Here is a 23,673-nt window from a genome sequence, read left to right on the forward strand (position 1 = left end):
TAAAGGGGTTAACGTACACCTGTAGGAGCTGCCGAAGGCTGCGATCTTTTAACGGAATTACTCGATCAGGAAACCTGCACCCGCCGCTTCTCAGCCACCCAGCTACGACCATACAACACAACAATCGCAGCAATCGCCACCGCCTGGGCCGTCAGCGAATACGCATCCGCATGAATCCCCAGCCAGTCGAACTCGAAGAACGGCACAGGTCGCGTGCCGAAGATCCCGGCTTCCTGCAACGCCTTCACGCCATGTCCGGCGAACACCACCGACAACGCGCAGAGCAGCGCGGCGTTGATGCTGAAGAACAGCGTCAGCGGCAGTTTCGCCGAACCGCGCAGGATCACCCACGCCAGGCCCACCAACAGCACCAGCGCCGTGGCACCACCGGCCAGCACTGCGTCATGGCCCGCGGGGCCTGCCTGCAACCACAGGGTTTCGTAGAACAGGATCACTTCAAACAGTTCGCGATACACCGAGAAGAACGCCAGGATCGCAAAGCCGAAACGCCCACCGCCGCCCACCAGGCTGCTCTTGATGTAATCCTGCCAGGCCGCGGCATGGCGACGGTCGTGCATCCACACGCCGAGCCACAGCACCATGACGCTGGCGAACAGCGCTGTCGCACCTTCCAGCAATTCACGCTGTGAACCACTGACATCGATCACATACGCCGCCAGTGCCCAGGTGCCCAGACCGGCCAGCAGCGCCAGGCCCCAGCCGACGTTAACGCTGCGCACCGCCGACTGCTGGCCAGTGTTGCGCAGAAAAGCGAGGATCGCCGCCAGCACCAGAATCGCTTCCAGGCCTTCACGCAACAGGATGAGCAGACCGGAGATGTAGCTCAGCGACCAGCTCAAGCCATCGCTGCCCAGCAACCCGGCAGACGTCTTCAACTTCGCCTTGGCTGCTTCCAGACGCTGCTCGACCTGATTGATCGGCAAGCCATCCTGCAGCGACTGACGATAAGCCATCAGCGACTTTTCGGTGTCCTTGCGCACGTTGGCGTCGACATTGTCCAGGGAGCTTTCGACCAGTTCGAAGCCTTCCAGGTACGCCGCTACCGACAGGTCATAGGCTTGATCGCGGTCACCGGCGCGGTAGGCCGCGACGCTCTTGTCCAGGGTTGCGGCGGTGTAGTCGAGCAATTGCGCCGGGCCACGCTTGACCTGCGGCGGTTGCGCCCGTTGCGCGCGGAACGTCGAGGCGGCTTGCGGGCCGTCAGCGGCCTGCACTTCGAACGGCGTCTGACGGGCCAGATCGGCAATGTTGTAAACCTTGTCGCCATTGGCGGTAGCCGGATCGGCGCTGAAGCTGGCGATGTAAGTAGCCAGATCCCAACGCTGACGATCATCCAGCTGATCGGCGAAGGCCGGCATGTCAGTGCCCTCAACCCCGAGGCCCAGAGTGTTGTAGATCGCGTAGAGACTCAGGTGATCCAGACGTGCGTTATCACGCAGATTGGCCGGTGGCGGCGTCAGGCCGACGCCTGCCGGGCCGTCGCCCGCGCCGGTGTCGCCATGGCACACCGAACAGTGCTGAGCGTACAGCGGCGCGCCACGGGTCGGGTCCGGGGTAATGATCGGCGCCTGGCTGACCTCATAGGCCACGGCCAGTTTCGCGCCGAGTTGCCGCGCCTGACGTGCGACGTCGGCGCCATCCTGACGCGCGGCGATCGCTTTGCGCAGCGTGCCGATGCCCTGCTCCAGCGCGGCCTTTTCCGGTTTGGCCGGCATTGCCGCCACCAATCCTTGCAAAGCCTGGGCGAACTCAAGTTGCTCGCGATATTCGGACTCGTTGACAACCTTGCCTGCCTGCACCGCTTCCGGGTAGTCCGCACCGATGTAGTCGAGTAAATGCAGGGCTTGCGGCGCGCCTTCCACCGTGTCCGCCAGCAGGTTGAAACTGCACAAGGCAAACACCGGCGCTAGCAGCCAGGCCAGGAAACGGGAGGGGGCAATCATGAATGAATCTCAATTGGAAATACGAAGTAACATATTGTTCCCTCCCAATGACTTTCACTCAAGCTTTGTTGGCATTTCCTGCGCAGCGGCGTGTACATTTGACCTCAAATTGCCACCATCCGCTGGTCATGCTCAAGGAAGAATCATCGCTCATGGGATCACGCTTCTTTTTCTCTCTGCTGCTATGCACTGCGCTGCAACTGAGCGGTTGTGCTGCCTACCGCAACTACGATCTTGAGCTGGAGCAAACTACCGATCAGCTTAAAACCGGTAATCCTCAAGGCGCGCTCTCTTTGCTTGAAGTGCACAATCCTGGAGAAGAAAAAGACCTGCTTTATTATTTCGAAAAGGGCGCTGTGCTGAGTGCGGCAGGGGCTCTGCCGCAAAGTCAGGTGGCCTGGCGCAGCGCCGAACAAATGGTGATCCAGCGCCAAGACACGGTCGAGTCCACCGGCACCAAACTCCTGTCCGCGATGGGTGATCACTGGGGCAGTATCATCAACGACAAGTTGCGTCGCTACGATGGCTACGACTACGAAAAAGTCATGCTGACCACGCAAATGGCGCTCAACCAGTTAGCGGTCAATGACTTCGACGGCGCCAGGGCCGACATCAAAAAAACCCACGAACGCGAGGCACTGATTGCCCGACAACGGGAACAGGAATACGAGCGGATAGAAGAGGAAGCCAAGGCCCGGGGCGTTCGCGTGCATTACAAGGATTTGCAGGGCTATCCGGTGATGACCCTCGACGCCCCCGCAGTGATCGCACTGAAAAACGGCTATCAAAGTGCGTTCAGCCACTATCTGGCCGGGTTTACCTATGAAGCCCTGGGCGAACGCGATCTCGCCGCTCCGGGTTATCGCCATGCCATTGAATTGCGACCCGACCTGCCCTTCTTCGAACAGGCATTGCGCGATCTCGACAAGCCCCGAGCCAAGGCTGATGAAAGCGATGTCCTAATCATCGTCCAAAGCGGACTGGCGCCGGCACGCAGTTCGCTTCGCGTCCCGTACCCGGTGCGCCTGGAAGACAATCAGGTCATCGTCGCCAACGTTTCTTTTCCGGTCATGGTGCCCGACACCTCAACTTCGGCCTTCACCCAGATGAGCATCGATGGCCGCAAACAGAAGCTGATCCCCGTGAACAGCATCACCGATATGTCACTGCGCACGTTGCGCGATGACATGCCGGGCATCATTCAGCGCACGGCCTATCGCGCCTTTCTGGCCGCTTCTGTGCAGGGCACCGACAATCGACGCGATCCGAGCAAAGCGTCGTACGTCACTCACCATGACGGCTTCGAGCACGCAGACACCCGAACCTGGCGCACTTTGCCGAATCTCACGCTGGTGGCACGGCTGCACCTGAAAAAAGGCGACCATCTGCTCAGCCTGCCAAATGCCCCCGGCGCAGCGCCGCTAAAAATCCGCATCGACCAGAACCATCAGGTCATCGGCCTACGGGCTTTGGGTGTTCGGATTTACGTCAACGGCAGTGCCTTTCAGCCAGCCCTTTCCCCTGAAAGCCGCGTGTCCAGCCTGAAATAAGTAGTGGCACTAGACGATAAAATAAAAGCAAAAAGCCACTGCTTTGCCACCATCCATGTTTATAATGCCGCGCCCTCGCGACCGCGAGACGGCATTTAAGCTCCTCATGTTTGAGGAACTGGCAGGACGCCAACATCCTCGTCAGTGGGTCCCATCAGCCCGACCAGCACCCGTGGCTGCAAAAATTCAGGGAAGAAGTACCCGCCATGGCATCCCGCGCCCTTACCGCGATCGCGCTCAGCGCTGTCACGTTGCTCTCCGGCTGTTCCGCCTTCCGTAACTACGATTCCGAACTCGCACAGACCAATCAGCAATTGGCCACCGGCAATGTCGACGCCGCCCTGACCCTGCTGGAAAAGAACAACACCGGCGAAGACAAGGATCTGCTCTATTACTTCGAGAAAGGCGAGCTGCTGCGCGCCAAGGGTGACCTGTCGGGTAGCCAGAATGCCTGGACCAGCGCCGATCAGGTGGTGGGCAAGTGGGAGGACGCGGTCAAGCTCGATTCGGCCAAGTACCTGGCTCAGTTCGGCAGCTTCCTGGTGAACGACAAGGTTCGTCGCTACGAAGGCTACGACTACGAAAAAGTGATGTTGACCACACAGATGGCCCTCAACCTCCTGGCGTTGAACGACTTCGACGGCGCGCGTACCGCGATCAAGAAAACCCATGAACGCGAAGCCGTGATCGCCGAGCTGCGGGACAAGGAATACCTCAAGAGTGAAGAGGAAGCCGAGAAAGAAGGCATCACCACTCAGTACAAGGACTTGCAGGGTTACCCAGTCGCCAGCCTCGATGCGCCGGAGGTGGTCGGCCTGAAAAACAGCTACCAGAGTGCGTTCAGCCATTATCTGGCCGGTTTCGTCTATGAAGCCCTGGGTGAAAAAGACCTGGCCGCACCGGGTTATCGCAAAGCCGCCGAACTGCGCCCGAACACTCCATTGCTGGAACAGGCGTTGAAGGACCTCGACAAGAAAGGCACCAAGGATGAGGACAGCGACATCCTGATCGTCGTGCAAAGCGGTCTGGCGCCGGCCCGGGACTCGATCCGCATTCCGCTGCCTCTGCCGATCAGCGGTGGCGTGGTGATCACCCCATTGTCGTTCCCGGTCATCAAGGCTGACACCTCCACCGCCACGTTTGCCCAGATCGGCGTGGACGGTCAGCAGCTCAACCTGACGCAACTCAACAGCACCACGGCCATGTCCCAACGCGCCCTGCGAGACGATATGCCGGGCATCATCGTGCGCACTACCGTTCGCGCGGTGACCCGTGGCGTGGCGCAGAAGAAGATCAACGAAACCAACCCGCTGGCGGGTCTGGCAGTCGGCCTCACTTCAGCCGTGCTCGAAGGCGCCGATACCCGTACGTGGCGCACGCTGCCCGACAACACCCAAGTGGTGCGTCTGCGTCTGAAAAAGGGCGAACACCACGTCACGCTACCGAACGTGGTGGGTGGCTCGACGGTGAAAGTTACGGTCGATCAGCGTTATCAGGTGATCAGCCTGCGTGCCGTGGGCAACCAGGTGTTCGCCAGCGGCGTCGCCGCCCATGTGATCCCGAGCGCCAGCCCGACCGCCGTGGCCAGCCTCGCCAAACCTTAAGAACGGAGTCTTTGCATGCGCTTCAAATTCATCGCTGTCCTCGGCCTGGCCCTGCTGGCCGGCTGCGCCACCCCGCCACCGCCGGAGCCGGGCAGTGCCGCCAGCAAAGTCGTGGCCCAAGGCAAACTGAAGAACATCGTGGTCGGCGCCATGCGCGTGGCCCGGGAAAACGGCTTCATGACGGTCAATACGCAGCTGAGCAACACCAGCTACAACAACAAGACCTTCTACTACCGCTTCGCCTGGCTCGGCCCTGAAGGCTTCCCGGTCGCCGAAGAGGAAACCTGGAAGAGCCAGTTGATGTACGGCGAACAGACCAGCTTCATTCAGGCCATCGCCCCGACGGCCAAAGCCGTGGATTTCCGTCTGGAAATCAAGACGCCTTAAGCACGACACCCTATTCCTGTTTTAGAGAGCACTCCCATGTTTGCACGCTTTTCTTTCATCGCTGTCATCGCCCTGCTCGCCAGTGGTTGCGCCAACACTTCGCCAACCCTGGGCAGCAAGAACATCAGCTACGGCGATACCAAAGCGGTTGAAACCGTCACCAACGAATTCGGTTCGACCGACCTGCAAATGATCGCCGAAACCATGACCCGCTCCCTGGCCCAGTCCGGCATTCTGCAGGGCCGTCCGGTGGTGCAGGTCTATGACGTGAAGAACAAGACCAGCGAGTACATCGATACCCGCGAAATCACCACCAGCATCAAGACTCAACTGATGAAGACCGGCACCGCCCGCTTCGCCAGCGACAACACCCAGATGCAGAGCCAGGTCGATCAGCTGAAGCTGCAAAACCAGAGCGGCCTGTACAAGAAGAGCACCGTGGCCAAGACCGGCAACATGGTCGCCGCCAAGTATCGCCTTGAAGGTTCGATCAGCTCGATCGTCAAGCGCAGCAGCGACTACAAGGACGTCTTCTACAAATTCAGCCTGCAACTGATCGACGTTGAAAGCGGTCTGGCCGAGTGGATGGACGAAAAAGAGATCCGCAAGACCACGGAGCGTTAATCAATGCGCGCATGGATTGGCTTGATGGCCCTGGCCTGTGCGTTCGGCGTGCATGCAGCGCCGAAGGTTGCGGTCACGGACCTGGCGTATCAAGAGCGGGTGGAACAGTACATCCACATCGTCTCCGCCCAGAACAACTACAACCACAGTTACTACGGTGCCAGCGGGTCGTCGAACTACAACGAGATCGAAGCCACCACCAGCTACATCGAACAAGCCGAGCTGCGTAAATTCACCGGCGACATCAAGGGCGAGATCCTTCGTACCGGCATGTTCCAGCTGGTGCAGGGCACGCCATACACGGCCGCGTCCAAAGGTGACATCTACGATGTGATCAAGCGCATCAAGGCTGGCAACTTCAAGGGTGCCGATTACGTGCTGTTTGGCACGGTGTCGGACATCGACTTCACCCGCGACGTTACCGAACTGGCCAACACCGACAGTCATTCCGCGGTGCTGGGACTGACACTGGTGGCGGATTTCAGCCTGATCAACACCCGTACCTATGAAATCACCTCGGCCTTCACGGCGATGGGCGAAGGTCAGGACACCAAGCTGGTAAACGGTCGCGACATCAAGGTCTCCCTGAACCGCCCGCGCGTCGTGCGCGATGTGTCCAAGGCGCTGGGTGAGGACGTTGCGGCGCAATTGAGCCAACAGCTCGGCGGCGGTTACGAGCAACCTGGGCAGGCCCCATTGCGCAACAACCTGCCGGCGGATACCGCACCGGTCATTTTGCGCTGATGCCCGAAATGAAAAAGGCGACCTGAAAAGGTCGCCTTTTTTGTGCCTGACGCTTTTACACCGCCGCTTTGCGCAACGTTGCCATGAACGCCGCCGCGCCGATGAACAAGCCGGCAAAAGTGCGGTTCATGCGCTTCTGCTGTTTGGGCGTGCGCAACAGGCGCAGCACCTTGGACGCCAACCCGGTGTACCCGGCCATGACGATCAGATCGACGCAGATCATGGTCACACCGATGATCACGTACTGGATCAACAGTGGTGCGTGCGGATCAATGAACTGCGGCAATACCGCGAGCATGAACACCAGTGCCTTGGGGTTGCTGATGTTCACCAGGAAACCACGGAACACCAGGGCCATCGGCTTGCCGATCTGGCGCACGGCCGCGTCATCGCTCATGTCGCTAGGCAACGCGCGCCATTGCTTGATCGCGAGATAGACAAGGTACGCCACACCGAACCATTTGATCGCGTAGAAGGCAGAGGCCGAAGCCGTAAGAATCGCGCCCACACCGGCGCCGACAATGGCGATTTGCACCGCAAGGCCCAATTGCAGGCCCAGGGCGTTCCAGTAACCGCGCCAGAACCCGTATTGCAGACCACTGGACATCGACGCAATGGCGCCGGCACCGGGAGACAGGCTGATCACCCAGCAGGCGGCAAAAAACGCCAGCCATGTTTGAAGCTCCATTGCACACCTCGACTCGGACTCGTGACAGACGTCTAAGCTAATGCGGCTTTGGGCCGATGACTACCGATTTTTTGCAGGATATGACGAGTGCCGGGCAGCGATCGCGCCTACTTCTCAAAACCGCTCGACGGAAACACATCCGTCCCGCGCCAGCGCCGCACCGAACGCTGGAAGAATAAGCTATTGGGCACTTGCACCATGGCGCTGCCGGTGCCCAGCTCTTCAGCCTCGATCAATGTGGTGTAAAGCAGATTGATCGCCACCACCCGGCCTTTGACGCCGGGCTTGTCGGTGGTGTCCACCAACTCGACCACATCGCCGAGGCGAAACGGGCCGACGGTAAAAATCAGGATCGCGCACAGCAGATTGGAGAGCACGCTCCACATGGCGAAAAAGGCCACCGCCGCGACCGCGACAAACCCCGACAATGCCGTCCACAGCACCGTGGCCGAAACCCCGAGGCGCTCGAGCACGAAAATCAGCGCACTGCCCATGATCAGCCAGCGCAGCCCACCGCGCAGCGGCATCAGCAACTGTGGCGGAAACGGGTAGCGCTCACCGAGACGGGTCAGGCATTTGGCAACGAAACGCTGGGTAATGTAACCGGCCAGCAGGATCAACAGGATTTGCACGCCGAGCCAGATCGGCTCTACCCACATGGCCGGCAGCGGCAGCTTGAAGGCGTCCATCAGGACAGCGCCTCCAGCTCCGCCTGCATGCTTTCCAGCAGTTCCAGCGCTTCCATCCAGGCTTCTTCCAGCTCAGCTTCACGCACCTTTAGCTTGGCCTGTTCGGCCAGCAGATCACGCAACTCGTTCTTGCGCGCTGGCTCGTAGATATCGCTGTCGCCGAGGCTGGTATCGATTTTCGCCAGTTTTTCGTGGAGCTTGCCGAGTTCGGCTTCAAGCTTGTCAGCTTCGCGCTTGTGCGGCGCCAGTTGCTGACGCAATGCAGCAGCGGCCTGACGCTGGGCTTTCTTGTCGGTCTTGTCCGGATTGACCGGGGTGTTGCTGACCGGCGCATTGCGCTGGCGATACTCCACCAGCCACCGGGTGTAGTCCTCCAGGTCGCCGTCGAATTCCTCGACTTTGCCGTCCGCCACCAGATAGAAATTGTCGGTGGTGCTCTTGAGCAGGTGACGGTCGTGGGAGACCACCAGTACCGCACCACTGAATTCCTGCAGGGCCATGGTCAGCGCCAGGCGCATTTCCAGGTCCAGGTGGTTGGTCGGTTCGTCGAGCAGCAACAGGTTCGGACGATCCCAGGCGATCAACGCCAAGGCCAGACGTGCTTTCTCGCCACCGGAGAAATTCAGTACCGGCTCATCGATCCGCGCACCACGGAAGTCGAAACCGCCGAGGAAGTCACGCAGGGTCTGCTCGCGTTCGGTCGGCGCCAGACGCTGCAAGTGCAGCAACGGGCTGGCCTTGGAGTCCAGCGAGTCGAGCTGGTGCTGGGCGAAGTAACCGACGACGGTGTTCTCACCACGGGTCAACCGGCCGGCCAGCGGCGACAGTTCGCCAGCAAGGTTTTTGATCAGGGTCGATTTACCGGCACCATTCGGGCCGAGCAAGCCGATGCGAGCACCCGGGGTCAGTTGCAGCTTGACCTTCTCGAGCACGGCTTTGTCGCCGTAACCCAGGCGGGCATCGGACAGATCGATCAGCGGGCTGGAGATTTTCTGCGATTCGCGGAAAACGAAGTCGAACGGTGAATCGACGTGGGCCGCGGTCAGCTCTTCCATCCGCTCCAGCGCCTTGATCCGGCTCTGGGCCTGGCGGGCCTTGGTGGCCTGGGCCTTGAAGCGGGCGATGTAGCTTTCCATGTGCGCACGTTGCACCTGCTGCTTCTCGTAAGCCTGCTGTTGCTGGGCCAGACGTTCGGCACGGGCGCGCTCGAAGGCGCTGTAGCCACCGCGATAAAGAGTGATTTTGCGCTGATCAACGTGCGCGACATGATCGACCACGGCATCGAGGAAATCCCGGTCGTGGGAAATCAGCATCAAGGTGCCGGGATAGCTTTTGAGCCACTCTTCGAGCCAGATGATGGCGTCGAGGTCCAAGTGGTTGGTCGGTTCGTCGAGCAGCAACAGGTCCGAAGGACACATCAAGGCCTGCGCCAGGTTCAGACGCATCCGCCAGCCACCGGAGAAATCCCCGACCTGTCGGTCCATCTGCTCGTTGGTGAAGCCCAGACCGGCCAGCAACTTGCGCGCCCTGGCGTCGGCGGTGTAACCGTCGGCGCTGTCGAGTTCGGAGTGCAGGCGGGCCTGAGCGGCACCGTCATGGGCCGCTTCGGCTGCCGCCAGGTCGTGTTGCACCTGGCGCAGGCGCAGGTCGCCATCGAGCACGTAGTCGACCGCCAGGCGTTCGAGCGTGTCGACCTCCTGGCGCATGTGGGCGATACGCCAGTCGGCCGGCAGGAAGCAATCACCCGAGTCCGGGTGCAGTTCACCCCGAAGCAAGGCGAACAGGCTCGATTTGCCGGCGCCGTTGGCACCGATGAGGCCGGCTTTCTGGCCGGCGTGCAGCGTCAACTCGGCGTCTTCTAGCAGACGTTGCGGGCCACGCTGTAAAGTCAGGTTCTGAAGTCGAATCATAATGGCGGCGGAGTCTACCAGCTTCGCTCGCAACTGGCGCGAGTAGCACTATGTCCTCTGACCTGTGGAGCTTTTCCCTCAGCACTTACGCCAAACCGGGCGTTGAGCAGGCGTGCCTGCAATTACAGTCAATGGGGGTCAATGTGTGTCTGCTGCTGTGCGCGGCATGGCTTGGCCAACGAGGCATCGCCTGCAACGAACAACGTTTGCAGCAACTTCGCAGTGAGACCACGCCCTGGGACGCTGATGTCGTGCGACCGTTGCGGGCATTGCGCATGCAATGGAAAGAAGCCGCGACGAAGGATGTCGAGCTGAGTAAGTTGCGTGAGCAAGTGAAGTCGTTGGAGCTGGAAGCCGAGCGGCATCTGTTACAGCGACTGGAACGAACGGCGCACAACTGGCCGCAAGAAGAGAAGACCGATCTATCGGCCTGGCTGGAAGGTGTGGCGGCGGACGCCGCCCACCTCGACCGCGACGCGCTGCATCAGCTGCGCGTCGCGGTAACCGGCACTTAGGAAGCGCTGGTTGGGGTGGAGGTTGCTGCGCTCGGAACAGCGGCCGGCGTTGGCGCTGGCGTAGCTGTCGAGGTGGAGGCTGTCGAAGCAGGTGCTGCGGCTGGAGCCGGGGTAGCCGGCTTGGCAACAGGGGCAGTCGCTGGCTTGGCAACAACCGGTTTTTTCACTGCCGGTTTGGCTGCTGGTTTAGCAGCAGGTTTGGCTGCTGGTTTTGCAGCAGGCTTGGCAGCGGCCGGCTTGGCAGCAGGTTTGGCTGCGGCAGGTTTCGCGGCGCTGGCAGTTGCCGGTTTGGCGGCAGTGGCAGGTTTCGCGGCAGCGGTTTTAGCGGCCGGTTTGGCAGCAGGTTTAGCCGCTGCTTTCGCAGCAGGTTTTGCTGCTGGCTTGGTTGCGGTTTTGGCTGCAACAGGTTTGGCGGCCGGCTTGGCAGCAGGCTTCGCCGCAGCGGTTTTAGCAGCAGGTTTGGCAGCAGGTTTTGCAGCGGCTTTTACGGCAGGTTTTGCCGCTGGTTTGGCAGCAGCTTTTACAGCTGGTTTTGCTGCAGCGGTTTTCGCCGCGGCAGGTTTGGCAGCCGCTGTTTTTGCAGCAGTCGGTTTGGCAGCAGCAGGCTTCGCAGCGGCAGTTCTAGCCGCAGGTTTTGCAGCGCTGGCCGCAGCTGGTTTTTTCGCTGCAGGTTTAGCCGCAGGCTTGGCTGCGGCTTTCACCGGTGCTTTGGCAACCGGTTTGGCGGCAGGCTTGGCCGGTGCTTTTGCAGCAGCCGGTTTGGCAGCGGCTTTCTTCGCAGGAGCCGCAGCAGGCTTGGCCGCACGCAGGGACAACGCCTTGCCGACAGCCTCTTGTACACGACCGACACCCTGGGCCAGTTTCAGGCTTTCTTGAGCGTCACGCTTGAGTTGCAGGATGTAGCCGCGAGTGTCCGACTGACGCTCTTTGAGAGCATCGAGCAGGTCCTCAAGTTCTTTCACTCCGTCCTTGGCTTTGGCTTGTGCCTTGGCCTTGCCGGCCGCTGCAGCGTCCTGCAATTTGGTGCGGGATTTGTGCAATTTTTCCTGCGCTTTTCCGCGCTGCTTTTCCAGCTTGGCGAGCAGTTTTTCAGCATCAGCCAAGGCTTCGGAACAAGCGGTTTCCAGATGCTCGAGCAGGCTGCTCGAGAGTTGTTGGAGCAGGTGCAACGGAGTGTTTACTGGCTTCTTGGTGGCCGACATGGTTTACCTCCTGGCTGAAGTGAGTTGCGGCTCATACTAGACCTCTGCTGCAACCGCCGCTAGGGCATGTTGACACTATCGAAAGCGGTGCGTTGCAAACGAACGAAAATCTTCTTCGTCGACGCAAAAAGCAGTTCACCTTTGTGAGCATTCACACTGGCATAATCGCCCGCATCTCAGGCTGGAGAGTGCCCATGTCGCGCTACCTTTTTTTATCGCTGTGCGTAATTTTTTCGGCTGCTCAGGCCGCCGAAAAAACCCAGGAAAATGACGCCCACGATCTCGCTTACAGCTTGGGCGCGAGCCTGGGTGAACGCCTGCGCCAGGAGGTTCCCGACCTGCAACTCAAAGCGCTGGTCGAAGGTTTGCAGCAGGCCTATCAAGGCAAGCCACTGGCGTTGAAAGACGAACAGATCGAGCAGATCCTCACTGAGCACGAAGCCCGGGTCGCCATGCAAACACCTGCACCACAAAGCGAGCGGGCGCTGGAAAACGAGCAACGTTTTCTCACCGAGGAAAAAGCCAAGCCCGGCGTTCGTGAACTGGCTGATGGAATTCTGCTGACCGAGTTGGCACCCGGTACTGGCGCCAAGGCCGGGCCGAACGGAAAAGTGCAGGTGCTTTACATCGGACGCCTTCCCGACGGCACCGTGTTCGACCAGAACAGTCAGCCACAGTGGTTCAGTCTCGACAGCGTGATCAGCGGCTGGCGCAGCGCATTGCAGAACATGCCGGTCGGTGCGAAATGGCGCCTGGTGATTCCATCGGCACAAGCCTATGGCGCCGACGGTGCCGGCGACCTGATCGCGCCGTTCACGCCTCTGGTATTCGAAGTCGAATTACGCGGCGCTACCAGCTGACAGCGCAAATGAAAAACGGCGTGCCTTGGCACGCCGTTTCGGGGTCTTGCGGGAAAGCGCTTCAAGCCTGGACCGAATCGGTTTCCTTGTGAGCGGTGTGCAGCACTTCGATCAGGCAATCTTCCAGTTCGAAGCGTTCGTGCAACAGGCCGCCGAGTTCCTTGAACTTCTCTGCGACACACTTTCCTTCATCGCACAGGTCGTTGAACGCGAGAAGCTTCTCGGTGATGACGTCAATGCGCGGGTAGATGGTCTCGGCGAGTTCCAGGCCTCGCTTGTCGTTGAAGGCCTTGGCCTCCCCCGTCAGCTGCTCATAGATCTCGAAGTGCCCGGCGGAGACGTAATCGACCAGCACGCCGCAGAATTCCTGCAAAGGCTTTCGATTCTCGCCCAGCGTTTCAGGTGTGGCGCCGAGCTTGTCGTATGCGTCGATCAGCTCTTTGCGTTCCTGCAACCAGCGATCGATCAGAAGGTGCACTCCACCCCAGCGTTCCTGAGCATTCTGACAACTTTCGAGCATGGTGATCTCTCTTCCCTTGTGGGTCAGCTGCTCTATGCCCGCTCGCCTCTTGTAATGGGCGGTCGGACAGAGCGTCATCGAGCAACAGAATTCCAATGACACGTGCGGGCCAGATTATGCCCGCGCGACTGTGGCTTCAAGGTACGCACGCGATAAAGTTCATACAAGTGTTTAATCACGCACAAAGGCCCGGTGCGACGACTCGCCGCTGAGCGGTCGTTGCAAACCAGTCCAGACAAGGCGCAACAGCTGATAAACACACAGAATCATCATCGCGACGAAGAACAGCAGACTCCACTCCGGAATGCTCAGGTCGAACAGCGTCCAGGTGATCTGCACGCAGTCGACGGTGCCTTTGAACATTTGCTGCATGACACACGTCCACGGCGCGTTGGCGAGCGGCTCTGTCAGATTCGGCGCGCAGGCCGACAGCTGATGCACCGGGTCACTTTGCAACAATACCTGCCGCCACGCCGTGGCCGTACCTGCCAGGCTACAGATCAGCCCCAACAACCAATACAGGAAGGCACCGAGTTGACCAGGCCCCTGCACGGCAGCCACCAGGCAGACACCCGTCAGCAACGCCAGGCAAACCCGTTGCAACAGGCACAAGCCACAGGGCGTGAGGCCGACGGCATATTCCAGATAGTAAGACGCGCCCAGGACCAGGGCGCCCGTAACGAAAACCGTGAAGAACAAGGAGCGTGAGCAGGCCAACGACATGGCTTTTCCGTAACAATTAAGGACCGACGGCTACGGTAGAGGAAAGCGCGCCAGCCTTTCAAGGCGGGTCGCCAGCGACACTTCAGCGGGGATGTAGGGAAATCCCGACAGGAGCTACAGGATCAGATGTAGTCCTTTGTAGGACTTTGCTTAAGATGCGATAGGAAGACAAAAACAGAGCAATTTTCACCGCTCTGAACTGCCTTCCATGCAATGCCTTTGAATACCTATCAAGCGTGAGCCGGCACCGGCAGCGGCGCTGACAACAAGCGCTCATCCAGCAGGCCCAGGCCTTCCTGGAACAGCTGGTTGCTGCGCTCGGTATCACCCATTTGCGCGAGCAGCCGCGCGAGTTCGGCGCAGGCTTCCGGATTGCGCTGCACGCGCAAACTGCTTTCCAGATAATCCCTGGCTTTACCCCACAGGCTACTTTGCAAACACAGTCGACCCAAGGTCAGTAACAGGCTCGGATCGGCGGGATGATCCTTGAGCCAACCTTCGGCAAGCTGTAGCTGACGAGTCGGATCACTGCCGCGAACCAATCCGTAGAGACGCGCCAGGTGACTGTCGTAGTTGCGCTTGAGGGCCGTGCGCAAGACCTCTTCGGCCTCGACCTGCGCGCCCAGTTGCCGCAGCTGTTCGGCATAGGCGAGCACCAGTTGCGGTTCCTGACGCTGAGCCGACGTCAGTTGCTGCCAGGCGCGATTGAGCGATTGCAAGCCAACGGTGCCGTCCTCTTCCTGATGCGCCGCCAGGGACAGATTCCTGCCCCAGGCGCGACGCTCCAGTTCGGCCAGTTCCGCGGGTGGCAGAACTTTGTCCTTGCGCAGTTCCGGCAGCAGGCGAATGACCGCCGACCAGTCGCCCCGTTGCTGATGCAGGCGTTGCAACTGACGCAGGGTCTGGGCGTTATGAGGGTGACGCTCGTGCATCGCTTGCAGGGTCGACAGGGCTCCGTCGGTATCGCCGCGATCGGTCTGTAATTGTGCGTGGTTCAAGGCAATCGCCAATTCCGCCTGAGGCTGACGCTCAAGCGCGCGCTCCAGCAGGTTGTCGCTCTCCTCGTAATGTCCTTGTTCGTTCGCTGCACGCGCCGCACCGAGGTAGTACAGCAACGGTTGCCGCTCGGCCTCCGCAGCCCGATGCAAATGACGCTGCGCGCTGGCCCAGCGACCTTCGGCCAGGTCCAGTTGACCATGTTCGATCGCCACCTGAACCCGGCGACTGCGATTACGCCGCGACCAGGGATTGACCACACCACCGGAGGTCGTCACCAGTTCGATCAACGCCTTGATGCCCCAGAACACCAGCCAGAGAACCGCCAGCAGCGCCAGGGTTGCCCACAGGCTCGATTCGAAGCGGAAGCTCTTGTAGGCGATCAGCACGTAACCGGAATGCTCGGCGATCGCCAAACCCAGCGCAGCGGCAGCGGCGATGACCAGGAACACGACCACATAGAGGCGCTTCATGGCGTGGCCTCCTGGGTGGCAGGTTTGGCCAGCGGTTTGATCGAGTCTTCGGCATTGACGTTACGTCGCTCCAGATAACCCTGAACCGCGCTCAGCGTGCCGGTCAGATCCGGGGTAACCACAGTGACCGGTTGCGCGCTCAGCTCCGCCACTTGCTCAAGCATCACTTTGCTCTGCGGGTTGTCCGGGTTGAAATTGCCCTTGAGCACATCCCGCGCCTCGTCCAGCGACTGGCTGTAAACCGCGGCCTGACCGTTGAGCGCGGCCCATTGCGCCTGTTCCAGCGCCAGGCTCAGCGCCAGGCGCACCTGGCTCAGGCTCTGCCCGGCCAGCAGTGGGCGAACATTTTTGTCGGCGTTGAAATCGATGCGGATGTAGCGCGAAATCTGATCCCACCATTGCGCCCAGCGGCTGGCGCCATCGCCATCGGCGGTCAGGCCCAGCAGCGATTCGCCACGATCCTTATACTCGGGAGCCAGCTCGGTGAGGCTGATGACTTGATCGCGCAGCGCGCCCAGTCGCAGGAACAAACCGGTGCGATCCGGCTGTTCGGTGCTGCGCAAAGCCACCAGGGTCTTGGCCACTTGCTCGCGGGCGGCGAAGGAACCGGGGTCGTTCTGTTCGCGGAGAATTTCATCGGCGCCCTGCACCAGGGCCTGGGCGCTGCTGATGTCCTGCAACGCCGAAAGACGCAGGCTGGCCAGACGCAACAGGTGCTCGGCTTCAGCCAGACGCCAGTCCTTGCGGCTGGCGCCGAGGACGGTTTCCAGACGTTGATTGAGTCGCTGCTGATCACCCTGCAACTGGATCACCAAACGGCTGCGCTCTTCCAGCACATCGGCGCCGGGCAGTTGCTCAAGACGCGCGCTCAGGCGCTGTTCATTGAGCTTCAGGCTTTGCGCCTCGTCGCTCAACGCCTGCACCTGGCTCAGCTGCTGCTGGTTGGTCGCTTGCAGGTGACGCACCTGCCAGACGCCCCAACCACCCACCGCCACACCGGCGGCGCCCAGCAGCAGCGCGACGATTGCCAGCCCATTGCCTCGGCTCGGCTGTGCAGCGGGGGGAGGCGGCATTTCATTAACAGGAGCATCAACCGGTGCATCAAGCACAGGCCGCGAGTCATCTTTAGGCAAGGCTGTTTCGCTCACGTATCCATCCTTTGCATTAGAGAACGGGTTCGGGATGCTCCCGTAACGCCGTCAGCAAAGCCGCGGCACTCGCGCCACGACAATCCACAACTGTCAGGGCACCGGCAGCTTGTGCCAGCTCGGCAACCCTGGGGCTTGGTACAAACAACGGCAACCGCGCTAACTGCGGCCAGGCATCGCCAGCCAGTTGATGCAGATGCTCAAAACCCTGTCCACTGCTGACCACCAGTGCGTTCAGGTGTTCCGCTTCAATCAGGTCCGGCAGCGCTGCCGGCGGGTATTGCGGCAGCTCGCGGCGATACAGTTCCAGATACTCGACACTAGCACCTCGCTCGCGCAAGCGCTCGGCCAGCAGCTCGCGCCCGCCCTCGCCGCGCAGGATCAATACCCGCGGATCAGGCCGGGAGATAGCCTCGCGCAACGCTGCGAGTTCAAGCAATGCTTCACTGTCATCGCCGCCCTCGGGGAAGCTCACGTCCAGGCCATGATCCTCAAGGATCTGCGCCGTCGCCGCGCCGACACTGAACCACTTCACAAACGGTGCTTGCGAGCCAACCCGCTCGATCAGGTCGATACCGATTCGCGCAGCGGGTTTGCTGACCACGATCACCGCGCAGTAGCGATCCAGCGCCCGGATCACATCGCGCATTGTGTCAGAGGCCGGGATCGGCACGATGTCCAAAAGCGGCAGGCTACTGCTGAAAATCCCCTGCCCGGCCAACAGATCGCCCAGCGCCGCCGACTCATCCGCGGGACGCGTCAGCAGCAGGCGCCAGCCTGTCACTCGTGACCTGCCTCGCCGTAAACCGCTTTGAGGATGTCGGCGGCGCCCTGGCTCAAAAGGTCTTCGGCCACTTGCACACCCAAAGCTTCGGCATCGCCACGCGGCGCGCGCGCCTGGGCACTGAGCAGCAGACCGCCGCTCGGATCGCCCACCAGGCCCCGCAACCAGACCTGCTCGCCCTCAAGCACGGCGTAGCAGGCGATTGGCACCTGGCAGCCGCCATTCAGATGTTTGTTGAGGGCACGCTCGGCGGTCACTCGGGTGGCGGTGTCCTGATGGTGCAGCGGCGCCAGCAGGGCGTGAATTTCACTGTCGGCGGTGCGGCATTCAATCCCCACTGCGCCCTGGCCACCGGCCGGCAGGCTGTCGTCGACGCTGATGGCCGAGGTGATGCGATCTTCAAAGCCCAAGCGGATCAAACCGGCCGCGGCGAGAATAATGGCGTCGTATTCACCGGCATCGAGCTTGGCCAGACGCGTGTTCACATTACCGCGCAAGAAGCGGATTTCCAGATCCGGGCGACGGGTCAGCAACTGGGCCTGACGGCGCAGGCTCGACGTGCCGACGATGCTGCCTTGCGGCAACTCATCGAGGCTGGCGTAGGTATTGGAGACAAATGCGTCGCGCGGATCTTCGCGCTCGCAGATGCAGAACAGACCGAGGCCTTCCGGGAAGTCCATCGGCACGTCTTTCATGGAGTGCACGGCGATGTCGGCTTCGTTTTCCAGCAGCGCGGTTTCCAGTTCCTTGACGAACAGGCCCTTGCCGCCGATTTTCGACAGTGGCGAATCAAGCAGCTTGTCACCGCGACTGACCATGGGCACCAAGGTCACGAGTAGACCTGGGTGGGCCTCCTCCAGACGGGCTTTGACGTATTCGGCCTGCCACAGGGCGAGAGCACTTTTGCGGGTGGCGATGCGGATTTGGCGAGAGGACATGGATCAATCCGTACTGAATAGATACGGCGGATAATAACAGCTCAGCCAAATCCACTTTGACTTGTATCAGAAACTATTCGGCCTCCCTGGCCCCGGATGTCCGGCAATCGGGTGTGAAATTCGTCTGCTCACAGCGAATTAAAGCTGTTGCATCATCTTCCGTACGCCGGCCACATGGCGCCGACTGACGATCAATGCATCGCCGTTCAAGCCTTTGAGGAACAGCTGAAAATGCCCCAGAGGCGTTCTTTGCAAGCGTTCGATGCGTTCGCGAGCGACCAGTGCGTTGCGGTGGATGCGCACGAAACGGTCACCGAATTCGTCTTCAAGGGCCTTGAGCGGTTCATCGAGCAACACTTCGCCGGCTTCGTGGCGCAAGGTCACGTATTTGTGGTCGGCAATGAAGTAGACCACTTGATCCAGCGGAATCAGCTCGATCCCTTTGCGGGTGCGGGCGCTGATATGGCTGCGTGGGCCACTGCCACTTTCGGCGGCCGGCCGTGTCAGGGCCGAGAGTTGAACACGATTGGGGCGCTCGGCCTTTTTTAACGCGTCATGTAGATGTTCAGTTCTCACAGGTTTCACCAGATAGCCTACGGCGCTGGCCTGTAAGGCTTCCACGGCAAATTCATCGGGCCCGGTGCAAAACACCACGGCGGGCGGGGTTTCGCGTTCGCACAATCGCGCGGCCACTTGCAGGCCATCGAGGCCTGGCATGCGGATATCGAGCAGCACGATATCCGGCTTGTGGCTGTCGATCAGTGCCAACGCTTCTTCGCCGTTCGTGGCGCTGGGCTCCAGGACACTGTATCCCTCGAGTTCGCCAACCATTCGGCTCAGGCGCTCGCGGGCAAGGGGGTCGTCATCAACGATCAGGACATTCATATTGCGCTGGATTCCTGCGTGAGTCTCGCACAAGGATAGCGTAGACAGGTGAAGTGACGTCCGTCACCGCGATCCACGCTAAGACTAGCGCGAGCGTCAAAAAGTGCCGCTGGTCGGGCAGCTAAATTTTCATCTGCCGGGCGATTAGCGGCCCAGGCCCGCTTTGGCGACACATCGCCACAGGGTTTGCTGATACGCAATATGAACACCCCCTCTTCTTATAGTCAGCGGTTGCACCGAGAAGTGCACTGTTCCTACTGACCAACTGTAGACGGTTGCCGGAGCGATATTGCTCAAATGGAAAATATCATTGTGCAAAATGTTGAGACGCCGCCCCGGGCATGACGCACGCTGCAAAAACCAGTCGACCAGTGTCAGCGACACGATTGGCAACCCTGTTATTATCCGCGCCAGCTTTCAACGCCATTTTTCTTCAGCCGATACGAGCGAATTCATGAGCACTGACAAGACCAATCAGTCCTGGGGCGGCCGCTTCAGTGAACCCGTCGACGCCTTCGTCGCCCGCTTCACCGCCTCCGTCACTTTCGACCAGCGCCTGTATCGCCACGACATCATGGGCTCGATCGCCCACGCCACCATGCTGGCCAAGGTCGGCGTGCTGACCGATGCCGAGCGCGACAGCATCACCGATGGCCTGAAGACCATCCAGGGTGAAATCGAGGCCGGCCAGTTCGACTGGCGCATCGATCTCGAAGACGTGCACATGAACATCGAGGCGCGCCTGACCGACCGCATCGGCGTGACCGGTAAAAAGCTGCACACCGGCCGTAGCCGTAATGACCAGGTCGCCACCGACATTCGCCTGTGGCTGCGTGACGAGATCGACCTGATCCTGGGCGAAATCACCCGCCTGCAAAAAGGCTTGCTGGAACAGGCCGAGCGCGAATCCGGCAGCATCATGCCGGGCTTCACCCACCTGCAAACCGCGCAGCCAGTGACCTTCGGGCACCACATGCTGGCCTGGTTCGAAATGCTCAGCCGCGACTACGAGCGGCTGGTCGACTGCCGCAAGCGCACCAACCGCATGCCACTGGGCAGCGCTGCGCTGGCGGGCACCACCTACCCGATCGACCGCGAATACACCGCCCAACTGCTGGGCTTCGACGCCGTCGGCGGCAACTCGCTGGACAACGTGTCCGATCGTGACTTCGCTATCGAATTCTGCTCGGCTGCCAGCATCGCGATGATGCACCTGTCGCGTTTCTCCGAAGAGCTGGTGCTGTGGACCAGCGCGCAGTTCCAGTTCATCGATCTGCCAGACCGCTTCTGCACCGGCAGCTCGATCATGCCGCAAAAGAAAAACCCGGACGTGCCGGAGCTGGTGCGTGGCAAGACCGGCCGGGTATTCGGTGCGCTGATGGGCCTGCTGACCCTGATGAAGGGCCAGCCGCTGGCCTACAACAAGGACAATCAGGAAGACAAAGAACCGCTGTTCGACGCTGCCGACACCCTGCGCGATTCGCTGCGCGCCTTCGCCGACATGATCCCGGCGATCAAGCCCAAGCACGCGATGATGCGCGAAGCGGCCCTGCGCGGTTTCTCCACCGCCACCGATCTGGCTGACTACCTGGTGCGTCGTGGCCTGCCGTTCCGTGACTGCCACGAAATCGTTGGCCATGCCGTGAAATACGGCGTGGAAAGCGGCAAGGACCTGGCGGAAATGAGCCTGGAAGAACTGCGCAAGTTCAGCGACCAGATCGACCAGGACGTGTTCGCCGTGCTGACCCTGGAAGGTTCGGTCAATGCCCGTAACCACATCGGCGGCACTGCGCCAGCGCAGGTGAAGGCAGCCGTGGTGCGCGGTCAGGCGTTGCTCGCCGGCCGTTAAGCCAAAAGCGACACCTGAGCCCGGTGGTTACAACCACCGGGCTCTTTCTTTCATCGATTCGAATTCCCCACTGCTCGCACTCGCTCCAGAAAGGCTGGCGCCTCAGCGTGCCTGTCGGCTGCGATTTTTTGCACGTTCGGGTTCTCGGCCAAGCGGTCCAGTAACGCCTTGGCGCCCGGCATGCCGGACAGAAAATCAATGCCGAACAGATCCTTCCCGACGTCCGCCGCCAGTTCGACGCTATAGAGAAAGTACAAATCGGCCAAGGTGAACTCCTCCCCCGCCACGTAAGGCGCAAACCGCGCCCGGTGCTTCAGCGCCGTAAAACCCTTGATCAAATCCCGCTCAGCTTTGGCTCTCAACGCCTCGGGAGTCGGCCGCCCACCGAAAAACACCTCGACGTAACACACCCGCGCCGGCAGCTCGATGTACAGTTCGATTTCTTTGGCCAGCGCCCGAACAGTGGCACGGGAAAACGGGTCTGCCGGCAGCAGCGGAACGCCTGCCTGAGTCTCCTCGATGAAATCGAGAATGGCATCGGTCTCACTGAGAAAACCCTGACCGGTTTCCAGAACGGGGACCTTTCCCCGAGGACTGACCGCGAGGATCTCCGGATTCTGGCAGCCGTGAAAAGGCACGATTTCAAAAGGCACGCCCTTTTCCAGCAGCGCCAATTTGACCATATTGAAGTAGTTACTTGCCGCAAAACCGTAAAGCTTGAGCATCACCGGGTCTCCTTGACCGCGTGGTTGGCTGATCGAAAAACGATCTGATGCCCAAGGTAAACACTGCCCGAAATCCGGGAAGCCTACGGTTATTACCGCGTACGACGAAAACGCCTGAAGGCGTTGGCCCACAAGGACGCAAGCTATGTGCGACAGAAGATTGCGAATCGTCTGACACACTGGCCGCCCCCAGCAAGCCCACGTCGATTTACTTTTTAGCCGCGACCATCGCCATGAACGCCGGCATCGCCGCTTCCTTGTCCGCCGCAATCCGCTGTACGTTCGGATTCTGCTCCAGCCGCTGCAACAGCGCCTTGGCCGCCGGCAGTTCGGCCAACAGATCGATGTCAAAAAGCTTCTTGGCGACCCCACAAGCCAACGGCACGCTGTACAGGAAATACAGATCCGCCACGCTCAAGCTCTCGCCCGCCACGTAAGGGCAGAATTTGCCGTGTCTAGCCAGTGACGCAATCCCAAGCAGCAATTCGGTTTTGGTCTTTTCCTTGATCGCGTCAGGCAGCGTCATGCCGAAAAACGCTTCCGGGTAGCACGCCCGGCCCGGCAACTCGATGTACAACTCGATCTCCTTGGCCAGCGCCAGCACCTGTGCCCGCGCCAAAGGATCAACCGGCAGCAGCGGCGTACCTTTCTGGCTTTGCTCGATGTATTCGAGAATCACACTGGTTTCATTGATGAAACCCTGCTCAACGCCCAGCACCGGCACCTTGCCGCGCGGGCTGATGGCCAGCGCTTCCGGCGTTTGGCCGCCGTAGAACGGCACCTCTTCGAACGGCAGTCCCTTTTCGAGCAGCGCCAGTTTCACCATGTTGTAGTAGTTGCTGACAGAAAATCCGTAAAGCTTAAGCATCACAAAGCCTCCAGGCCGTGCGGGGTGGGCAGTGCCTGTTTATAGAACGCTCCCGGGTTTCTTGCCAGCAGCATCACGCGGCTGAATGCGGGTAAACTGGCCACCTTTCCTTGAGGAGCCTGCCATGAGCGAGCCAAACGATATCGACGCCGACGAAGAAGAGTTCGCCGAGAACACGCTGATCGAAGCCATCGAGAACCAGATCGAAAGCGACAATCCTCCAGCCGCCAAAGCCACCTTCAACAAGCTGACGCTGGTGGGTTACGAGCGCGATGAGATCCTCAATCTGATGGCCCACGTCCTGGCGGTAGAAATCGACGCAATCCTCGAAGAAGACCGCGCGTTCAACACCGAATGGTACGAAACTGCGTTGCGCGCATTGCCGGAATTGCCGCCGGAAAAGAAGTAAATCGAGCACCCGTACTGTAGGAGCAAGGCTTGCCCGCGATTGCTGCACCGCGGTCTGTCAGATGAACCGCGTAATCGTTCATCGCGGGCAAGCCTTGCTCCTACAAGTAACGACTACACTTCAGACCGCCCCGCTACCGGGGGAATGCCGCCCCAATCGAAAAAACCCTGTCGCGAGCACTGGACATGCCGCACGAGTGGGATCACCTTAGGGGCGCTGTCGTCCAATTCCTAGAAAGTCTGGAGTCCTTATGTCGCTTACCCCTGAGTTGGTTGCCGAACTGGAAGTCCTCGCACTCTTCAACCTGGACAGTTCCCAGGAAGGTTTGAAAATTCATCAGACCGCTGCCCCGAAACACATTGCCGCTGCCAAACGCCTCTTTGAAAAAGAACTCACTGACCAGCCCGATGGCGGTTACCTGACCAGCCTGGGTCGTGACGCCGCGCAAAATGTGCAAACCGTACTCACCATTCTTAATGCCGAAGTAACAGCCTGAATTCCCCCGCATCGCCCACGGGAACCCCTGCCACGGGATTTCCGCGGGCAGACTCGGTATCTGCTGTTGTCATACGGTAGAAATCTGACGCCAAAAAAACAAAATCAGCTTAAATGTCCCGG

The 23,673-nt window shown here is 60.3% G+C and carries 24 protein-coding genes; 10 read left to right on the top strand and 14 right to left on the bottom strand.

The annotated features are described in order from the left end of the window. Positions 1–65: 65 nt before the first annotated feature. Positions 66–1,964 (bottom strand): FTR1 family protein, encoded by a 1,899-nt coding sequence (locus tag ACW9JC_RS12930; RefSeq protein WP_457455247.1) that lies wholly within the window; start codon positions 1,962–1,964, stop codon positions 66–68. Positions 1,965–2,116: 152 nt separating this feature from the next. On the opposite strand from ACW9JC_RS12930, the gene ACW9JC_RS12935 reads away from it, so the two are divergent. The 5 genes from ACW9JC_RS12935 (at position 2,117) to ACW9JC_RS12955 (ending at position 6,873) form a co-directional block, all read left to right on the top strand. Beyond that, entirely contained in the window at positions 2,117–3,514 is a 1,398-nt protein-coding gene (locus ACW9JC_RS12935; RefSeq protein WP_457455248.1) for a COG3014 family protein, read from the top strand. A gap of 206 nt (positions 3,515–3,720) precedes the next feature. After that, the gene (locus ACW9JC_RS12940) at positions 3,721–5,118 is read left to right on the top strand and encodes a COG3014 family protein (protein ID WP_457455249.1); all 1,398 of its coding nucleotides are present in this window, start codon (positions 3,721–3,723) and stop codon (positions 5,116–5,118) included. Between the two features lie 15 nt (positions 5,119–5,133). Continuing rightward, complete coding sequence (locus ACW9JC_RS12945) at positions 5,134–5,505, top strand: YcfL family protein (RefSeq protein ID WP_338583808.1); 372 nt, start codon at positions 5,134–5,136, stop codon at positions 5,503–5,505. Between the two features lie 36 nt (positions 5,506–5,541). Further along, positions 5,542–6,129: a penicillin-binding protein activator LpoB gene (gene lpoB, locus ACW9JC_RS12950; RefSeq protein WP_416129538.1), complete on the top strand. Its 588-nt coding sequence runs from the start codon at positions 5,542–5,544 to the stop codon at positions 6,127–6,129. A 3-nt stretch (positions 6,130–6,132) separates the two neighbouring features. Further along, complete coding sequence (locus ACW9JC_RS12955; protein WP_457455250.1) at positions 6,133–6,873, top strand: penicillin-binding protein activator LpoB; 741 nt, start codon at positions 6,133–6,135, stop codon at positions 6,871–6,873. Between the two features lie 55 nt (positions 6,874–6,928). On the opposite strand, the gene ACW9JC_RS12960 is transcribed toward ACW9JC_RS12955, so the two are convergent. The 3 genes from ACW9JC_RS12960 to ACW9JC_RS12970 form a co-directional block, all read right to left on the bottom strand. Then, positions 6,929–7,561, bottom strand: coding sequence for a LysE family transporter (locus ACW9JC_RS12960; RefSeq protein WP_416129536.1), 633 nt, complete (start codon positions 7,559–7,561; stop codon positions 6,929–6,931). Between the two features lie 107 nt (positions 7,562–7,668). Next, a complete protein-coding gene (locus tag ACW9JC_RS12965) occupies positions 7,669–8,250 on the bottom strand; it encodes a mechanosensitive ion channel family protein (protein WP_338583813.1) in 582 nt (193 codons plus the stop codon). Further along, the gene (locus ACW9JC_RS12970) at positions 8,250–10,160 is read right to left on the bottom strand and encodes an ATP-binding cassette domain-containing protein (protein WP_457455251.1); all 1,911 of its coding nucleotides are present in this window, start codon (positions 10,158–10,160) and stop codon (positions 8,250–8,252) included. Before ACW9JC_RS12970 ends, ACW9JC_RS12965 begins: the two co-directional genes overlap by 1 nt. 50 nt (positions 10,161–10,210) lie before the next feature. Here ACW9JC_RS12970 and ACW9JC_RS12975 point away from each other — a divergent pair, with 50 nt between their 5' ends. Next, positions 10,211–10,675, top strand: coding sequence for a TIGR02444 family protein (locus ACW9JC_RS12975; RefSeq protein ID WP_457455252.1), 465 nt, complete (start codon positions 10,211–10,213; stop codon positions 10,673–10,675). On the opposite strand, the gene ACW9JC_RS12980 is transcribed toward ACW9JC_RS12975, so the two are convergent. Then, positions 10,672–11,877: an AlgP family protein gene (locus tag ACW9JC_RS12980; protein WP_457455253.1), complete on the bottom strand. Its 1,206-nt coding sequence runs from the start codon at positions 11,875–11,877 to the stop codon at positions 10,672–10,674. The genes ACW9JC_RS12975 and ACW9JC_RS12980 overlap by 4 nt on opposite strands. Before the next feature lie 194 nt (positions 11,878–12,071). Between ACW9JC_RS12980 and ACW9JC_RS12985 the strand changes: the two genes are divergently transcribed. Then, positions 12,072–12,737, top strand: a complete 666-nt coding sequence (locus ACW9JC_RS12985; RefSeq protein ID WP_416129532.1) for an FKBP-type peptidyl-prolyl cis-trans isomerase — start codon at positions 12,072–12,074, stop codon at positions 12,735–12,737. A 61-nt stretch (positions 12,738–12,798) separates the two neighbouring features. Here the strand turns inward: ACW9JC_RS12985 and rsd are convergent, their stop codons facing one another. From rsd to ACW9JC_RS13020, 7 genes are all read right to left on the bottom strand, one after another. Continuing rightward, on the bottom strand, positions 12,799–13,257 hold the full coding sequence (gene rsd / locus ACW9JC_RS12990) for a sigma D regulator (protein ID WP_416129531.1): 459 nt from the start codon (positions 13,255–13,257) through the stop codon (positions 12,799–12,801). 171 nt (positions 13,258–13,428) lie between these two features. Next, positions 13,429–13,980: a disulfide bond formation protein B gene (locus ACW9JC_RS12995; protein WP_457455254.1), complete on the bottom strand. Its 552-nt coding sequence runs from the start codon at positions 13,978–13,980 to the stop codon at positions 13,429–13,431. A 230-nt stretch (positions 13,981–14,210) separates the two neighbouring features. After that, positions 14,211–15,449 (bottom strand): heme biosynthesis HemY N-terminal domain-containing protein, encoded by a 1,239-nt coding sequence (locus ACW9JC_RS13000; RefSeq protein ID WP_457455255.1) that lies wholly within the window; start codon positions 15,447–15,449, stop codon positions 14,211–14,213. Further along, positions 15,446–16,597: a uroporphyrinogen-III C-methyltransferase gene (locus tag ACW9JC_RS13005; protein WP_457455256.1), complete on the bottom strand. Its 1,152-nt coding sequence runs from the start codon at positions 16,595–16,597 to the stop codon at positions 15,446–15,448. Before ACW9JC_RS13005 ends, ACW9JC_RS13000 begins: the two co-directional genes overlap by 4 nt. A 16-nt stretch (positions 16,598–16,613) precedes the next feature. Further along, positions 16,614–17,381 (bottom strand): uroporphyrinogen-III synthase, encoded by a 768-nt coding sequence (locus ACW9JC_RS13010; RefSeq protein WP_457455257.1) that lies wholly within the window; start codon positions 17,379–17,381, stop codon positions 16,614–16,616. Continuing rightward, on the bottom strand, positions 17,378–18,319 hold the full coding sequence (gene hemC, locus ACW9JC_RS13015; RefSeq protein ID WP_217872004.1) for a hydroxymethylbilane synthase: 942 nt from the start codon (positions 18,317–18,319) through the stop codon (positions 17,378–17,380). The genes ACW9JC_RS13010 and hemC overlap by 4 nt, the downstream gene beginning before the upstream one ends. A gap of 138 nt (positions 18,320–18,457) precedes the next feature. Further along, a complete protein-coding gene (locus ACW9JC_RS13020) occupies positions 18,458–19,204 on the bottom strand; it encodes a LytR/AlgR family response regulator transcription factor (RefSeq protein ID WP_075946453.1) in 747 nt (248 codons plus the stop codon). 454 nt (positions 19,205–19,658) lie between these two features. On the opposite strand from ACW9JC_RS13020, the gene argH reads away from it, so the two are divergent. Beyond that, positions 19,659–21,053 carry an argininosuccinate lyase gene (gene argH, locus ACW9JC_RS13025; RefSeq protein ID WP_448109755.1) on the top strand — a complete coding sequence of 465 codons (1,395 nt, stop codon included), beginning with the start codon at positions 19,659–19,661 and terminating at the stop codon, positions 21,051–21,053. 50 nt (positions 21,054–21,103) lie between these two features. Here argH and ACW9JC_RS13030 read toward each other — a convergent pair whose 3' ends face one another. Further along, positions 21,104–21,778: a glutathione S-transferase family protein gene (locus tag ACW9JC_RS13030; protein WP_457455258.1), complete on the bottom strand. Its 675-nt coding sequence runs from the start codon at positions 21,776–21,778 to the stop codon at positions 21,104–21,106. 208 nt (positions 21,779–21,986) lie between these two features. After that, complete coding sequence (locus ACW9JC_RS13035; RefSeq protein ID WP_457455259.1) at positions 21,987–22,646, bottom strand: glutathione S-transferase family protein; 660 nt, start codon at positions 22,644–22,646, stop codon at positions 21,987–21,989. Positions 22,647–22,770: 124 nt separating this feature from the next. Here ACW9JC_RS13035 and ACW9JC_RS13040 point away from each other — a divergent pair, with 124 nt between their 5' ends. Both ACW9JC_RS13040 and ACW9JC_RS13045 read left to right on the top strand, forming a co-directional pair. After that, a complete protein-coding gene (locus ACW9JC_RS13040; RefSeq protein WP_457455260.1) occupies positions 22,771–23,055 on the top strand; it encodes a hypothetical protein in 285 nt (94 codons plus the stop codon). Positions 23,056–23,305: 250 nt separating this feature from the next. Further along, entirely contained in the window at positions 23,306–23,551 is a 246-nt protein-coding gene (locus ACW9JC_RS13045; protein WP_057712785.1) for a TIGR02647 family protein, read from the top strand. The last annotated feature ends 122 nt before the right edge of the window (positions 23,552–23,673 follow it).

Source organism: Pseudomonas sp. SDO5591_S426, assembly GCF_054070755.1.

Bases quoted from the DNA above. Each gene is read 5' to 3' on its own strand.
- ACW9JC_RS12930 (WP_457455247.1), bottom strand. From the start codon at position 1,964: ATGATTGCCCCCTCCCGTTTCCTGGCCTGGCTGCTAGCGCCGGTGTTT.
- ACW9JC_RS12935 (WP_457455248.1), top strand. From the start codon at position 2,117: ATGGGATCACGCTTCTTTTTCTCTCTGCTGCTATGCACTGCGCTGCAA.
- ACW9JC_RS12940 (WP_457455249.1), top strand. From the start codon at position 3,721: ATGGCATCCCGCGCCCTTACCGCGATCGCGCTCAGCGCTGTCACGTTG.
- ACW9JC_RS12945 (WP_338583808.1), top strand. From the start codon at position 5,134: ATGCGCTTCAAATTCATCGCTGTCCTCGGCCTGGCCCTGCTGGCCGGC.
- lpoB (WP_416129538.1), top strand. From the start codon at position 5,542: ATGTTTGCACGCTTTTCTTTCATCGCTGTCATCGCCCTGCTCGCCAGT.
- ACW9JC_RS12955 (WP_457455250.1), top strand. From the start codon at position 6,133: ATGCGCGCATGGATTGGCTTGATGGCCCTGGCCTGTGCGTTCGGCGTG.
- ACW9JC_RS12960 (WP_416129536.1), bottom strand. From the start codon at position 7,561: ATGGAGCTTCAAACATGGCTGGCGTTTTTTGCCGCCTGCTGGGTGATC.
- ACW9JC_RS12965 (WP_338583813.1), bottom strand. From the start codon at position 8,250: ATGGACGCCTTCAAGCTGCCGCTGCCGGCCATGTGGGTAGAGCCGATC.
- ACW9JC_RS12970 (WP_457455251.1), bottom strand. From the start codon at position 10,160: ATGATTCGACTTCAGAACCTGACTTTACAGCGTGGCCCGCAACGTCTG.
- ACW9JC_RS12975 (WP_457455252.1), top strand. From the start codon at position 10,211: ATGTCCTCTGACCTGTGGAGCTTTTCCCTCAGCACTTACGCCAAACCG.
- ACW9JC_RS12980 (WP_457455253.1), bottom strand. From the start codon at position 11,877: ATGTCGGCCACCAAGAAGCCAGTAAACACTCCGTTGCACCTGCTCCAA.
- ACW9JC_RS12985 (WP_416129532.1), top strand. From the start codon at position 12,072: ATGTCGCGCTACCTTTTTTTATCGCTGTGCGTAATTTTTTCGGCTGCT.
- rsd (WP_416129531.1), bottom strand. From the start codon at position 13,257: ATGCTCGAAAGTTGTCAGAATGCTCAGGAACGCTGGGGTGGAGTGCAC.
- ACW9JC_RS12995 (WP_457455254.1), bottom strand. From the start codon at position 13,980: ATGTCGTTGGCCTGCTCACGCTCCTTGTTCTTCACGGTTTTCGTTACG.
- ACW9JC_RS13000 (WP_457455255.1), bottom strand. From the start codon at position 15,449: ATGAAGCGCCTCTATGTGGTCGTGTTCCTGGTCATCGCCGCTGCCGCT.
- hemC (WP_217872004.1), bottom strand. From the start codon at position 18,319: ATGTCCTCTCGCCAAATCCGCATCGCCACCCGCAAAAGTGCTCTCGCC.
- ACW9JC_RS13020 (WP_075946453.1), bottom strand. From the start codon at position 19,204: ATGAATGTCCTGATCGTTGATGACGACCCCCTTGCCCGCGAGCGCCTG.
- argH (WP_448109755.1), top strand. From the start codon at position 19,659: ATGAGCACTGACAAGACCAATCAGTCCTGGGGCGGCCGCTTCAGTGAA.
- ACW9JC_RS13030 (WP_457455258.1), bottom strand. From the start codon at position 21,778: ATGCTCAAGCTTTACGGTTTTGCGGCAAGTAACTACTTCAATATGGTC.
- ACW9JC_RS13035 (WP_457455259.1), bottom strand. From the start codon at position 22,646: ATGCTTAAGCTTTACGGATTTTCTGTCAGCAACTACTACAACATGGTG.
- ACW9JC_RS13040 (WP_457455260.1), top strand. From the start codon at position 22,771: ATGAGCGAGCCAAACGATATCGACGCCGACGAAGAAGAGTTCGCCGAG.
- ACW9JC_RS13045 (WP_057712785.1), top strand. From the start codon at position 23,306: ATGTCGCTTACCCCTGAGTTGGTTGCCGAACTGGAAGTCCTCGCACTC.